Source organism: Nocardioides sp. (assembly GCF_029937575.1).
GTDB lineage: Bacteria > Actinomycetota > Actinomycetes > Propionibacteriales > Nocardioidaceae > Nocardioides.
In genome coordinates, this window is record NZ_JAPYPS010000087.1 from 1 (window position 1) to 13,914 (window position 13,914).

14 protein-coding genes are annotated in these 13,914 nt (G+C 70.8%); 12 read left to right on the forward strand and 2 right to left on the reverse strand.

From position 1 onward, the window contains the following. Positions 1-217: 217 nt before the first annotated feature. Both Q1K33_RS19005 and Q1K33_RS19010 read right to left on the reverse strand, forming a co-directional pair. The gene (locus Q1K33_RS19005; RefSeq protein WP_300406320.1) at positions 218-1,219 is read right to left on the reverse strand and encodes a glycosyltransferase family 61 protein; all 1,002 of its coding nucleotides are present in this window, start codon (positions 1,217-1,219) and stop codon (positions 218-220) included. An 11-nt stretch (positions 1,220-1,230) separates the two neighbouring features. Further along, positions 1,231-1,677, reverse strand: coding sequence for a metallopeptidase family protein (locus Q1K33_RS19010; protein ID WP_300406321.1), 447 nt, complete (start codon positions 1,675-1,677; stop codon positions 1,231-1,233). A gap of 50 nt (positions 1,678-1,727) precedes the next feature. Here Q1K33_RS19010 and Q1K33_RS19015 point away from each other — a divergent pair, with 50 nt between their 5' ends. From Q1K33_RS19015 to Q1K33_RS19070, 12 genes are all read left to right on the forward strand, one after another. Continuing rightward, positions 1,728-2,087, forward strand: a complete 360-nt coding sequence (locus tag Q1K33_RS19015) for a DUF3499 domain-containing protein (protein WP_300406322.1) — start codon at positions 1,728-1,730, stop codon at positions 2,085-2,087. A gap of 16 nt (positions 2,088-2,103) precedes the next feature. Further along, positions 2,104-3,480 carry a phosphomannomutase/phosphoglucomutase gene (locus tag Q1K33_RS19020; protein WP_300406323.1) on the forward strand — a complete coding sequence of 459 codons (1,377 nt, stop codon included), beginning with the start codon at positions 2,104-2,106 and terminating at the stop codon, positions 3,478-3,480. Next, entirely contained in the window at positions 3,477-3,662 is a 186-nt protein-coding gene (locus Q1K33_RS19025) for a Trm112 family protein (RefSeq protein WP_300406324.1), read from the forward strand. Before Q1K33_RS19020 ends, Q1K33_RS19025 begins: the two co-directional genes overlap by 4 nt. A gap of 13 nt (positions 3,663-3,675) precedes the next feature. Beyond that, complete coding sequence (locus Q1K33_RS19030) at positions 3,676-4,728, forward strand: SIS domain-containing protein (protein ID WP_300406325.1); 1,053 nt, start codon at positions 3,676-3,678, stop codon at positions 4,726-4,728. A 43-nt stretch (positions 4,729-4,771) separates the two neighbouring features. Further along, positions 4,772-5,752 (forward strand): DUF808 domain-containing protein, encoded by a 981-nt coding sequence (locus Q1K33_RS19035; RefSeq protein ID WP_300406326.1) that lies wholly within the window; start codon positions 4,772-4,774, stop codon positions 5,750-5,752. Positions 5,753-5,913: 161 nt separating this feature from the next. Further along, positions 5,914-7,350 (forward strand): adenosylhomocysteinase, encoded by a 1,437-nt coding sequence (gene ahcY / locus Q1K33_RS19040; protein WP_300406327.1) that lies wholly within the window; start codon positions 5,914-5,916, stop codon positions 7,348-7,350. A gap of 158 nt (positions 7,351-7,508) precedes the next feature. Further along, a complete protein-coding gene (gene mtrA, locus Q1K33_RS19045; RefSeq protein WP_300406328.1) occupies positions 7,509-8,222 on the forward strand; it encodes an MtrAB system response regulator MtrA in 714 nt (237 codons plus the stop codon). Between the two features lie 24 nt (positions 8,223-8,246). Then, positions 8,247-9,878, forward strand: a complete 1,632-nt coding sequence (gene mtrB, locus Q1K33_RS19050) for an MtrAB system histidine kinase MtrB (protein WP_300406329.1) — start codon at positions 8,247-8,249, stop codon at positions 9,876-9,878. After that, the gene (locus Q1K33_RS19055; protein WP_300406330.1) at positions 9,875-11,638 is read left to right on the forward strand and encodes an LpqB family beta-propeller domain-containing protein; all 1,764 of its coding nucleotides are present in this window, start codon (positions 9,875-9,877) and stop codon (positions 11,636-11,638) included. The genes mtrB and Q1K33_RS19055 overlap by 4 nt, the downstream gene beginning before the upstream one ends. Before the next feature lie 67 nt (positions 11,639-11,705). Beyond that, entirely contained in the window at positions 11,706-12,515 is an 810-nt protein-coding gene (locus Q1K33_RS19060) for a phosphoribosyltransferase family protein (RefSeq protein WP_300406331.1), read from the forward strand. 351 nt (positions 12,516-12,866) lie between these two features. Further along, positions 12,867-13,487, forward strand: coding sequence for a ribosome-associated translation inhibitor RaiA (gene raiA / locus Q1K33_RS19065; RefSeq protein ID WP_300406332.1), 621 nt, complete (start codon positions 12,867-12,869; stop codon positions 13,485-13,487). A gap of 95 nt (positions 13,488-13,582) precedes the next feature. Further along, positions 13,583-13,914: response regulator transcription factor (locus Q1K33_RS19070; RefSeq protein WP_300406333.1), on the forward strand; the 332-nt coding region annotated here is incomplete at its 3' end.

Here is a 13,914-nt window from a genome sequence, read left to right on the forward strand (position 1 = left end):
TGGCCGAGCTGGGGCGCTTCACGGCACGCTCCTCTTCCCCACGGCATCGGGTCGTATGCCTCACCACGGTGCATGGACCGGTCTCAGGCACACGACCCTCTGCTCGGGCATGAGTCGATTCTAGAACGAGCCACCGACAATCGCGAGAGTGTTCTAATAATCTGTGGACAGCTCACTCACCGCCTGAATTCGAGGCGGAGTCCGCGCCCTGCCCTCGTTACAACCCCAACGCTGCCAGCACGCCAGGCACGTCGGTCGTTGCCACGTCGTACGGGATGAAGGCCGACGGGTGCTCGCGTGCCGCGTCGACGACGAGCTGGTGGGGGACCTGGACAGTGGGGGACCGGTCGTCGCCGAGCTCGATCACCCGCACCCCCGCCGGGGCGAACGCGGACAGGTGCAGCGCGGTGCCTGCGGAGCCGGCCAGCACCGAGGCTCCGGCGGCGATCCGGACCTGCTCGGTGATCGGCAGGGTCTCCGGCGAGACGAGCTCGAAGCCTGCGTCGACGAAGGCGGTGTCCAGTGCCCGGTCGCGCTCCACAGAAGTCCGCACGGCCTTGTCCGCAGCCCGCTTGCCGGCGTTGAACGCCGTGCGCGAGAAGAAGACGCGGGGACCGGCAGGGTCGAGGACCGAGGCACCTCCGGCGGACGCCGTCATCTGCTGCCAGACCTCGACCGCCTCGGGCTCGGCCCAGCCGTTGACGACCACCGACCTCGTCGGGACCAGCAGGCGATCGACCCACAGCGGGTCGTCCTCGATGATCTCCACCGGCAGGTCGCCGTACGGCGTGAGCGACATCAGCTCGGTCTGCCACGGGGAGATGCCACGGAAGCGGCTCATGTAGCTGTGGAACACGATGCCCTCGACCCGGTCGTGGACCTCGGAGCCCGGCCACAGCGTCGTCACGGTCTCGGTGAAGAAGTGGCCGAAGTGCTGGATCCAGTGACCGCCGTACAACCACGTGCCGCCGAGCCGGCGGGCGCGCGGTCGGGTGGGCACGCGGGCCGGGTCGGCCATCACGGCCTGGTTGCCGCCGAGCCCGCCGATCTTCTGCGACGCGACGACGAGCTTGCCGTCGGCGTCGTGGACCGCGCCTCGCAGCCAGCGGTTGGGCCGCGCCAGGGTGCGCAGGTCGCCCCGCTTGACGCTGGTCAGGAAGGCATCGGGTACGTCGTGCAGCCCCATCTCGCCGACGCGCTCGTGCGGAGGCGTCGGCACGGTCCAGCCCGTCACTCGTCACCGCCACCGACGCGCGGATCGACGACCTCCGGGTCGATACCGAGCAGCTCGGCGACCTGCTCGACGACCACGGTCAGCACCATCGCCTCCAGGTCGCTGCGGGAGTCGCTGCGGTGCTCGATCGGCCGGCGGAAGACGACGAGCCGGGTCGGCCGGCTGCCCGAGCCGCGCACGAGTGACGAGAGCGGCACCGTGCCCGAGTCCCAGTCGTCGGGCACCTGCGGCGCGTCCTCGACGGCGTACTCGACCAGTCCGAGGTGCCGCTCCCAGCGCGACTCGATGTCGGTCACCACCGCCAGCACGAGGTCGTCGAAGCGGTCCCGGCTGGTGCGCTGCTTCGGTGCGCCGTTCGGTCCGGCCAGCACGGCGGGCCCGCGTGGACCGCGGCCGTGGCGGTCACGCAGGGCGCCGGGTCGTCGAGGAGGGGAGGGAGCCACGTCCGCGAGCCTAGTGAACCAGCGGCCCCGTGCGAGGTAGGTTCTGGCGCGTGAGTCTCGCCCGGCGCTGTTCGCGCACCCCCTGTGGCCGTCCCGCGGTCCAGACGCTCACCTACGTGTACGCCGACCAGACCGCGGTCCTCGGGCCGTTGGCGACCTTCGCCGAGCCGCACGCCTACGACCTGTGCGCCACGCACGGGGAGCGCCTCTCCGCACCACGTGGGTGGGAGGTGCTGCGTCTGGCCACCGACCTCAGCGACCGCGGACCGTCCGAGGACGACCTCCTCGCCCTGGCCGACGCGGTGCGCGAGGCGGCCCGCCCCCTGACGCCCGAGCGTCCGGCTCCGCACGAGGAGAGCGGCCACGAGACCGCACGCCGTGGCCACCTGCGCGTGCTCAGCCCGGAGTAACCACTAGGGTCCTTGCATGGCCTCTCTGGACCCCGCCAACATCAACGCCATCTTCAAGGCATACGACGTCCGCGGCACCGTGCCCGACCAGCTCGACGAGGACCTGGCCCGGGCAACCGGCAAGGCCTACGTCCAGGTCACCGGCGCCACCGAGGTAGTCGTCGGCTACGACATGCGGCCCAGCTCGCCCGGGATGGCCGGAGCCTTCGCCGACGGCGCCACCTGGGCCGGCGCGGACGTGACGATGATCGGTCTCGCCTCGACCGACCAGCTCTACTTCGCCTCGGGCCACCTGAACATGGCCGGCGCGATGTTCACCGCCAGCCACAACCCCGCGCAGTACAACGGCATCAAGATGTGTCGCGCCCTCGCGCAACCGATCGGCCTCGAGACCGGTCTCGCCGAGATCCGCGACCTCGTGATCTCCGGCGACTTCGCGGCCCCGACCCGGACCGGCTCGCTGACCGAGCACGACGTGCTCGCGGCCTACGCCGCCCACCTGCTGTCGCTCGCGCCGGTCTCGGGTCGCACGCTCAAGGTGGTCGCCGACGCGGGCAACGGGATGGCCGGCTACACCGCCCCCGCCGTCTTCGATCGGCTGGCCGACCAGGTCGAGCTGGTCCCGCTCTACTTCGAGCTCGACGGCACCTTCCCCCACCACGAGGCCAACCCCATCGAGGCCGCCAACCTCGTCGACCTCCAGGCCAAGGTGCTCGAGGAGCAGGCCGACATCGGGCTCGCCTTCGACGGTGACGCCGACCGGTGCTTCCTGGTCGACGAGACCGGCCGCGCCGTCTCGCCCTCGACTCTCACCGCCCTGATCGCCGAGCGCGAGCTGGCCAAGGACCCGGGTGCGTCGATCATCTACAACCTGATCACCAGCCGCGCCGTGCCGGAGCTGGTCTCCGAGCTCGGTGGCACCCCGGTCCGCACTCGGGTCGGACACTCCTTCATCAAGGCCACGATGGCCGAGACCGACGCCATCTTCGGTGGCGAGCACAGCGGACACTTCTACTTCCGCGACTTCTGGCGCGCCGACTCGGGGATGCTGGCTGCCCTGCACGCGCTGGCGGCCCTCGCCGGGACCGACCAGACGCTCTCGCAGCTGCTCGCGACCTACGAGCGCTACCCGCTGTCGGGCGAGATCAACTCGACGGTGGGCGACCAGCAGGCTGCCATCGCCGCGATCGAGGAGACCTTCGGGTCCCGCGACGGCGTGACCCTGGACCGCCTGGACGGGCTCACGGTCAGCCACGCCGACTGGCAGTTCAACGTCCGGGCGTCCAACACCGAGCCGTTGCTGCGCCTCAACGCCGAGGGCAAGGACGAGGAGACGATGGCAGCGATCCGCGACGAGGCGCTCGCCCTGATCCGGACGGGGGCCGACGCATGAGTGGCACGGACGAGACCCCGTCGGTGAGCCCGGCCCTGCTGGAGATCATCGTCTGTCCCGACTGTCACGGCTCGCTGGACCTCACCGGGGCCGAGCTCGTGTGCCAGTCGTGCGGACTGGCCTACCCGATCCGCGACGACATCCCGGTCCTGCTCGTCGACGAAGCCCGTCGACCCGGCTGAGCGGCCCACGCTGATGGTCTGGTTCGACGAGTCGCGCCTCGACGACGCGACCGCCCTCGGTGCGGCCGACCTGCGGTTGCGCACGCTCGCCGAGTCCGGTGCCCGGGTACGCCGTGAGGCCGGCGGCGCCGCCGAGGCGACGGCCCTCGGTGTCGCCGCCGGCCTGGACGCCCGGCCGCGTGCGGTGATCGCTGCCGGGCCCGACTCACGCCTGCTCCGCGCCGTTCTGGAGCCGTCCTGCCCGGTGCCGTTCGTGGCGTGGCCCGGTCCCGCGCTGCCCGGCTGGGCCGGCAGCCTGGACCTCGTGGTCGTGCTGGCGCCCAACGGCTCCGACTCCGGGACCGCCTCCGCGGTCGCCGAGGCCAACCGACGCGGCTGTCAGGTGGTGGTGGCCTGCCCACCGAACTCGATGGTGGGGGAGCACGCGGCCGGCCGCTACTCCTCGATCCTGCCCACCGTGACCGACGACCAGCTCGCCACCGCGGTGGTGATGCTGTCCTACCTCGACCAGCTGGGACTGGGCCCGGAGGCCGATCCCGACCGGGTCGCCGACGCCCTCGACGACGTGGCCGAGGCCTGCTCGCCGCACCGTGACCTGTCGATCAACCCGGCCAAGATGCTGGCGATCGCCCTCGCCGACGCGACCCCGATCGTGTGGGGAGGCTCCGTGCTGGCCGCGCGTGCTGCGCGCCGGATCGCCGAGTCGATCCGTCGCACCAGCGGCCGCACCGCGCTGGCGGGCGACGCCGAGCACCTGCTGCCCGTCATCGAGGCGGCCAAGGCGCACAGCGTCTTCGACGATCCCTTCGCCGAGGGCGGGGGAGACCTGCGCCCGGTCCTGGTGCTCCTGGCCGACGAGCCCGACGCGGATACCGGGAGGGACGGCGGCGGCGACCCTGTCGTGCGCGAGCACCGCGACCGGCTGCTGGCCGCGGCCGCCGAGCGCGGCGTACGAGTGGAGACCGTGAGCACGGACGCGACCACCGACGTCGCCCGCTACGCCTCGCTGCTGCTCACCGGGACCTACGCGGCCGAGTACCTGCGCCTCGGTCTCGTCGACGACTGATCGCTGCGGTCAGGGTCGGGTGCGACCCGGCTAGCCTGTGCGCATGAGCGCAGGACTCTTCGGGCTGCTGGACGACATCGCCGTGCTGGCCAGGCTGGCCGCGGCCTCGATCGACGACGTCGGTGCCGCAGCCGGACGGGCCAGTCTGAAGGCGGCCGGTGTCGTCGTCGACGACACCGCCGTGACCCCGCAGTACGTCCAGGGCGTCGCCGCCCAGCGTGAGCTGCCGATCATCAAGCAGATCGCCATCGGCTCGGTGCGCAACAAGCTGCTGTTCATCCTCCCCGCCGCCCTGCTGCTCAGCCAGTTCGCGCCCGAGTGGGTGCTGCCGCTGATCCTGGTCGGCGGTGGCACGTTCCTGGCCTACGAAGGCGCTCACAAGGTGTGGGAGAAGATCTCCCACCACGAGGCACCCCAGCAGGCCGAGGGCAAGGTGGCCGCCGAGATCGGGCCCGAGCAGGAGAAGGAAATGGTGGGCGGGGCGATCCGCACCGACTTCATCCTCTCCGCCGAGATCATGGTGATCTCCCTCAACGAGGTCCTGGAGGAGCCCTTTTTCAGTCGCGCGGTGGTGCTCGTCGTGGTCGCGATCGCCATCACCGCCGTGGTCTACGGCGTGGTCGCGGCCATCGTGAAGATGGACGACGTGGGCCTGGCTCTCGCGCAGCGGTCGTCCGCCCTGTCCCAGAGGATCGGTCTGTCCCTGGTCCGTGCGATGCCGCGACTGCTCGACGTGATCGCCCTCGTGGGCACCGCCGCGATGCTCTGGGTCGGCGGCCACATCCTGCTCGCGCAGTTCCACGAGCTCGCCGAGCTCGACTTCTTCCTGGGCTGGAACGGCCCCTACGAGGCGGTGCACCACCTCGAGGAGGCCGTGCACGACGCCACCGGGGCCGTCGGAGGCGTGCTCGGGTGGGTGGTCAACACGACACTCTCGGCGGTGGTGGGCCTCGTGGTGGGGGCCGTGGTGCTCGCGATCGTGCTCGCGCTGCCGTCGCGCAGCAAGGCCGCGACGGCTCACTGACACCCCTGACACGGTCCGTCCCGGCCCCGCCACGGGGAGGCGCCGAGGATTCCCGGATACACCAGAGGCTGACCTAGGCTGCAAAAGTCGCGTGGGAGATCCCAAGAACGCGCAGATGCGCGGCGCGAACGCCACAGCAGCCTCCTGAAGGAGACCACCCGATGGACTACAAGGTCGCAGACCTTTCCCTGGCCGACTACGGCCGCACCGAGATCAAGCTCGCCGAGCACGAGATGCCCGGCCTGATGGCGATGCGTGAGCGCTACAGCGACTCCAAGCCCCTCGCGGGTGCCCGCATCGTCGGCTCGCTGCACATGACGATCCAGACCGCGGTCCTCATCGAGACGCTCACCGCGCTGGGCGCCGAGGTGCGCTGGGCCTCCTGCAACATCTTCTCGACGCAGGACCACGCTGCCGCCGCCGTGGTCGTCGGCCCCGAGGGCACCCCCGAGGCGCCTGCCGGTGTCCCCGTCTTCGCCTGGAAGGGCGAGACCCTCGAGGAGTACTGGTGGTGCACCCAGCAGATCCTCGACTGGGGCCCGGACAGCTCCCGGCTGCCCAACATGATCCTGGACGACGGCGGCGACGCCACGCTCCTGGTCCACCTCGGTGTGCAGGCGGAGAAGTCCGGTGTCGCGCCCGACCCGGCCACCGCCACGAGCACCGAGCAGCGGATCATCTTCGGCGTGCTGACCGACGTGCTGGCCAGCAAGCCCAACCACTGGACTCCGATCGCCAACGAGATCAAGGGCGTGACCGAGGAGACCACCACGGGCGTGCACCGTCTCTACGAGATGATGAAGGAGGGCTCGCTCCTCTTCCCGGCCATCAACGTCAACGACTCGGTGACCAAGTCGAAGTTCGACAACAAGTACGGCTGCCGCCACTCCCTCATCGACGGCATCAACCGCGCCACCGACGTCCTGATCGGCGGCAAGGTCGCCGTCGTGTGTGGCTACGGCGACGTGGGCAAGGGCTCGGCGGAGTCGCTGCGCGGCCAGGGCGCCCGCGTCATCGTGACCGAGATCGACCCGATCTGCGCCCTGCAGGCATCGATGGACGGCTACCAGGTCACCACGCTCGAGGACGCCCTGCCGTACGCCGACATCATCATCACCACCACGGGCAACCGCGACGTCGTCACGGTCGACCACATGAAGGCGATGAAGCACAACGCGATCGTCGGCAACATCGGCCACTTCGACAACGAGCTCGACATGGCTGGGCTCGAGGCGCCGGGCGTCGCCGAGCGGACCAACGTCAAGCCGCAGGTCGACGTGTGGACGTTCCCCACGGGCAAGGCGATCATCGTCCTGTCCGAGGGTCGCCTGATGAACCTCGGCAACGCGACGGGCCACCCGAGCTTCGTGATGTCGAACTCCTTCACCAACCAGGTCCTGGCGCAGATCGAGATCTTCACCAAGACCGAGGAGTACCCGACCGGCGTCTACGTGCTGCCCAAGCACCTCGACGAGGAGGTCGCGCGCCTCCACCTCGACGCCCTGGGCGTCAAGCTCACCACGCTGACCGAGGGCCAGTCGGCCTACCTCGGCCTGCCGATCGAGGGCCCGTACAAGACGGACGCCTACCGCTACTGAGCGCGGGGGCACGAGCTTGCGAGCGCGTGCCGGCAGCACCACCGAGACGCCCGGGGTCACCACCCCGGGCGTCTCGCGCGTCACCCAGCCATCACCTTGCACGCGTCACCCACGCGCGTCACCCGTTGTCCGACAACCCCCGGACTAGGATGGAAACCATGACTGAGCCGTCCCACGATCTCGCGACCAACGGTCGCGTGCTGGTCGTCGACGACGACGCCGCTCTGGCGGAGATGCTCTCGATCGTCCTGCGCCAGGAGGGCTTCGACTCCTTCACCGTCTCGCGTGGCGACCTGGCGCTCGACGCGCTGCGCGACTACAAGCCGGACGTCGTCCTGCTGGACCTGATGCTGCCCGGTCGCGACGGCATCGACGTCTGCAAGGAGATCCGCGCCGAGTCCGGGATCCCGATCGTGATGCTGACCGCGAAGGGCGACACCGTCGACATCGTGGTCGGCCTCGAGTCGGGAGCCGACGACTACGTCGTCAAGCCCTTCAAGCCCAAGGAGCTCGTCGCGCGGATCCGGGCCCGGGTCCGACGCAAGGAGGCCTCGACGATCGCGCACGCCGAGAGCATCGACATCGGGGACCTCCTCATCGACGTCGCCGGACACTCCGTCAGCCGGCTCGGCGAGCCGATCGGCCTGACCCCGCTGGAGTTCGATCTGCTGCTCTGCCTGGCCCGCAAGCCGTGGCAGGTCTTCACCCGCGAGATGCTCCTCGAGAACGTCTGGGGCTACCGACACGCAGCCGACACCCGGCTGGTCAACGTCCACGTGCAGCGGCTGCGCTCGAAGGTCGAGCACGACCCCGAGCATCCTGAGATCGTGCTGACGGTGCGCGGGGTCGGCTACAAGGCCGGCAAGGTCTGAGCATCCTCCGATGACGGCCGGACGATGAGGCGACCGCGGGTCCCTGCCGGCGTACGGCGCGCGCTGACGTTCTGGAGGCGCTCGGTCCAGGCGCGGGTGGTGGCCAGCACCCTGGTGCTCTCCGCGGTGGTGATCACCGCCGTCGGCTGGTTCCTGCTCCAGCAGACCCGCGACGGTCTGCTCTCCAACCGGGTGGACGCCGTGGTCTCCGAGGCGAGTGGCGAGACCAACGAGGCCGAGCTGCGCCTGGAGGCGACGCTGCGCACCGAGGTCGACATCACGCGGCAGGTCCAGGACCTGGCCCGCCCGATCATCTCCCGGGGGGAGACCCGCGGGTTCCGCGTGGTGCTGGCCGGTCCCGTCGACGCCGAAGTCCCGCTGGCCAACGCCGACTTCAGCACCGGGCTCGACCTCGAGGCCTCCATCCCCTCCTCGCTCGAGGAGCGGTTGGCCACGGTCGGGTCCAACCCGGCGTGGACCTACACCTCCATCGTCACGCGCGGGGCGGAAGGCGAGGGATCCCCGGCCAGTGTCCCCGGCATCGTGGTCGGCTCCCAGATCCGGCTGCCGGCCGACGGCAACACCTACGCCCTGTACCTCCTGTTCCCCCTCGACGAGCAGGCCGAGACACTGAGCCTGGTGACTCAGGCCCTGCTCACGGCCGCCGTCCTGCTGCTCGTCCTGGTCGCCGGCATCACGTGGCTGGTGACCCGTCAGGTGGTCACACCGGTCCGGATGGCCCGCCAGGTGGCCGAGCGGCTCGCGGCGGGTCGCCTGCAGGAGCGACTGCGGGTCACCGGCGAGGACGACCTCGCCCGGCTGGCGATGTCGTTCAACCAGATGGCGACGAACCTGCAACGCCAGATCCGCCAGCTCGAGGAGCTGAGCCGGGTGCAGCGGCGCTTCGTCTCCGACGTCTCCCACGAGCTGCGCACCCCGCTGACGACCGTCCGGATGGCCGGCGACGTGCTCCACGACGCGCGCGGCGACTTCGACCCGGTCACGAGCCGGGCCGCCGAGCTGTTGCAGCACGAGCTGGACCGCTTCGAGACCCTGCTCGGCGACCTGCTGGAGATCAGTCGCTTCGACGCCGGAGCTGCCCAGCTCGACCTGGAGGACGTCAACCTGGGCGACGTCGTACGGCGCGTGGTCGACTCCACGCGTCCCCTCGCCGAGCAGCGGGGCGTGCGGATCGCGATCGCCGACGGCACCCAGCCCTGCCTGGCCGAGGCCGACGTACGACGGGTCGAGCGCATCGTGCGCAACCTCGTCACCAACGCCATCGACCATGCCGACCCCGACCACGACCCTGGCATCGTGATCACCCTGGGCTCGTCGGCGACCGCGTCGGCCGTGGCCGTGCGCGACTACGGAGTCGGGCTGCAACCGGGGGAGTCGGCCATGGTGTTCAACCGCTTCTGGAGGGCCGATCCCGCCCGGGCTCGCACGAGCGGGGGCACCGGACTCGGCCTGGCGATCGCGGTGGAGGACACGCACCTGCACGGCGGCTGGCTGCAGGCTTGGGGGCGTCCGGGCGAGGGTGCTCAGTTCCGGCTGACCCTGCCGCGCCGTACCTCGTTGACCCTGCGCCGCAGCCCCCTGTCCCTGGAGCCGACCGACGCCCCCGCGGCGCCCGGTCGCGAGCCGGTCCGATGACCAGGCGGCTCCCCGCCATCGTGCCCGCTGTCGTCGCCGTGGCGGCGCTGTGCCTCTCCGCGTGCACGGGTCTGCCCGAGTCCGGCCCGATCGTCGACGCGGCGTCGGTGGCCCAGGCCGACGGTGCCAGTGCTCCCGACATCAACGCGGTCCCGCCCGCGGAGAACGCCACCGGGGTCGAGATCGCCAGCGGGTTCCTCGACGCGATGACGGCCTCGCCGACCCGCATCGACGTCGCCAAGGAGTACCTCTCCTCCTCGGCCGCCGAGGAGTGGGACCCGGAGGCGGCCACGATCATCTACGCCGACAAGCTGCCCCCGAGCGACGAGGTCACCCGCGTGACCGTCCCCCTGGTCGACGCCGACCGGATCGGGCGCTCCGGAGGGTGGGAAGGGGGCCTGTCCACCTTCGAGCAGAGTCTGCGGCTCGACCTCACCATCGAGGACGGCGAGTACCGCATCACCAACCCTCCGGACGCCCTCATCGTGCCGGCGCCGTGGTTCAACCAGCGCTTCCGCCCGGCCTCGCTCTACTACTTCGACCCGACCGGTCGGATCCTGGTGCCCGAGCCGGTCTACCTACCTCGTGGCGAGCAGCTCGCGACCTCCCTGATCGCCGGGCTCCTTGCCGGCCCCGGACCCGACCGCGCCGACGTCACCCGGTCGTACCTGCCGAAGGGCCTGACCTTGCGGCTCTCGGTGCCCGTCTCGGCGGACGGGGTGGCCGACATCCAGCTGGACGGGAGCCCGACGACCCAGACGGAGGCCGGCATCGAACGGATGCTGGCCCAGCTGGCGTGGAGCCTGCGCCAAGAGCCGGCGATCTCGTCGTTCCGGGTCACCATCGGCGACGAGGCCGTCCAGGTGCCCGGCGGCGGCACGGACTACTCCGTGGACCAGGCGGGGAGCTACGACCCGACCGTGCAGGGAGCCTCGACCGACATCTTCGGGCTCCGCGACGGAGTCCTGTCCGTGCGTGACGGCAACCAGCTGCGCCCGGTTCCGGGTCCCTTCGGCGGCGCCGACCGCGACGTCCGGGCGGCCGCTGTCAACCTCGACGCCACTCGTGCCGCCGTGGTGACCACCGACGGGACCACTGTCCTCGAAGCCACGAGCGACGAGGGTGCGCAGCGTTCGGCGGAGGTCACCGAGGTCTTCTCCCGAGGAGTCGACCTGCTGCCGCCGCACTGGGACTTCGCCAATCGACTCTGGCTCGTCGACCGCACGACCGAGGGCGCCGTCGTACGGGTGGTCGAGCGCGGACGGGTACGGCGGATCGCCGTGCCGGCCGTGAGTGGGATGACCGTCAAGGCGTTCCTCGTCAGCCGGGACGGCACCCGGATCGCGGCCGTCGTGCGCGGCAAGCAGGGCGACCAGCTCAGGATCGGCAGGATCGCCGTCAACGACCGTGGCGAGCCCAACGCCGTGCGGGCGACCGTGCCCCTGGTGACCGACCCGGGGATCCCCCTGCGCATCACCGACATCGCCTGGAACTCGCCCACGTCGATCGCGCTGCTCACGCCCGTGGTGCCGGGGGAGTCGTTCGAGGTGAGGACCGTCAGCGTCGACGGCTCGCCGAGCAGCCCCGACGGCTTCTCCACCACGGTCTCAGGTCGTCTGCTGGGCCTGGTGGGCTCGCCCTCCACCGACGTCCCGACGTACGGCGCGACCGCGACCAGCCTGCTCGACCTCCTCGCCGACGAGTCCTACGGCTTCGCCTTGGACGACTCGTCGCCCACGGGCCTGCGCTACGCCGGCTGAGCTCGTCTCCACAGGCGTCGCCCCGACCGCTGGTGCCCGACCATCGAGCTCTGGTGCCATGGTGTGCATGGCGGGTCTCGACGGCTTCCGCGACCTGATCCTCGGGGGGTCGTGCGTGGGGTGTGCCGCGCCCGGGCGCCTGCTGTGCGGCACGTGCCTGGCGTCCCTGCCCGACGAGGCGTCCCCGCACTGGCCGTCGCCGGTCCCGGAGGGACTGCGCGTGCCCTACGCCGTGGCGCCGTACGACGGGCTCGTGCGTGACCTGGTCATCGGGCACAAGGAGCGCAACCTCGTGGGGCTGCGCGACGTGCTCGGCTCGCTGCTGGCGCTGGCCGTGCTGGCTGCGCTCGACGCGAGCGACGTTCGGGGTGCGGTCCTCCTGGTCCCGGTCCCGTCACGTGCCGCCAGCGTGCGCAGCCGTGGACGCGACGCGACCCTGGACGTCACCGAGCGGGCCCGGCGGTCGGTCCAGGCACGGGGATCGGGCCGCTACGAGGTGACCCTGGCGCCGCTGCTGCGCTCACGGCCCGGCGTCCGGGACCAGGCCGGGCTCGACCTCGACGAGCGTCGCGACAACCTGTCCGGCTCGATGGCGTGCTCCTCGGGGCGGCTGCGTCGTCTGGCACGCCGGGTCGGGAGTGCTCACGTGGTCGTGTGTGACGACGTGCTGACCACCGGGAGCACCGTGCGCGAGGCACAACGTGCACTCGCCGCGGCCGGCGTACCGACCCTGGCGCACGCGACCGTCGCGGCCACCGTGCGGCGTCGATCCGAGGCGGGTCCCGGGGGCCCACCGGGCGGGGAGGCAGCAGATTCGCCTGGTGTTCACGGGGAAAGTTCAGCGAGTTCACTTTCGCCGGCGCCGCGACACCACTAACGTCACGTCATGGAGTCCGTCCGGGTCCGTGGTTGCGTCGCCTCGCTCAGAGGCGGCAAGCCGATGCCAGTCGCAGGCGAAACGGTCCACGTAAGAACCGCCACGGGGGCTCTGTCCTCGTGCGTTCGATCACGGTGCGGCTTAGAGGTAAGTCCTGCCGTCCTCCGGTCGTCAGATGCGACCACACCTTCGGGGCCCTCCGGGGTGAGGACGAGAAGGCCAGTAGTGGCGCCAGAGATGGCAGATGAGCTGCGAGAGTCTCAGCAGGCGGCTGTGGGGTCGAAGACCAGGTCGGCCGGGCGGGCTCCTGTTCGTCAACCGAGGTAACCAACTGCAAGCGGGAGGTTCACGATGGATGTTGTCGTCACCGGACGTCACTGTGAGATCAGCGAGTCGTTTCGAGGTCATGCCGCCGAGAAGCTGACCAAGCTCGAGAAGCACGATCACCGGATCATCCGGGTCCACGTGGAGGTCGACTGCGAGACCAACCCCCGCCAGCACGACAAATCCGTCCACGTCGAGCTCACCGCCTTCTCCAAGGGGCCGGTCATCCGCGCCGAGGCGGCTGCTGACCACCAGATGGGTGCGCTGGACCTGGCCGTCGACAAGATGGCGGCCCAGATGCGCCGCGCGGCAGACCGTCGCCGCGTCCACCACGGCCGCCGTACGCCGGTCTCGGTCGGGCAGGCGCTCGCCGAGACGGGTCCCGTCGACTCCCTCACCAGTGCTCCCGAGGAGACCGAGACGCAGCGCTCCGTCGGACCGATCGAGGTGACCGGGGACGGGCCTCTGGTGGTGCGCGAGAAGACCCACCCCGCCGTCGCGATGACCCTCGACCAGGCGCTCTACGAGATGGAGCTGGTCGGCCACGACTTCTACCTGTTCGTCGACAAGGAGAGTGAGCGACCCTCGGTCGTCTACCGCCGGCGCGGCTACGACTACGGCGTCATCTCCCTCGACCTCGAGGACTGACGGGGGACCCGCTCACGGCGCCGAGCCCGGGCACTTCACCTCGGGCTCGGCGGGGAGTGGGCGAACCCACACGTCAAACGTGACATGATCTGCCCGTGGCAGACCTAGGACAGATGCGCTCGACAGGCCGTGAGCCGATCCGCGTGCTCGTGGTGGACGACCAGGAGCTCTTCCGGCGGGGCCTGACCATGCTGCTCGCCGTCGAGCCCGGGCTCGAGGTGGTGGGCGAGGCCGGCGACGGCGCCGAAGGCGTCACCCTGGCCGAGAGCGCAGCCCCCGACGTGATCCTGCTCGACGTACGGATGCCCAAGAAGTCGGGCATCGAGGCCTGCCTGGCGATCAAGGAGTCCGTGCCGTCGGCCAAGATCATCATGCTCACCGTCTCCGACGAGGAGGCCGACCTCTACGAGGCCGTCAAGAGCGGCGC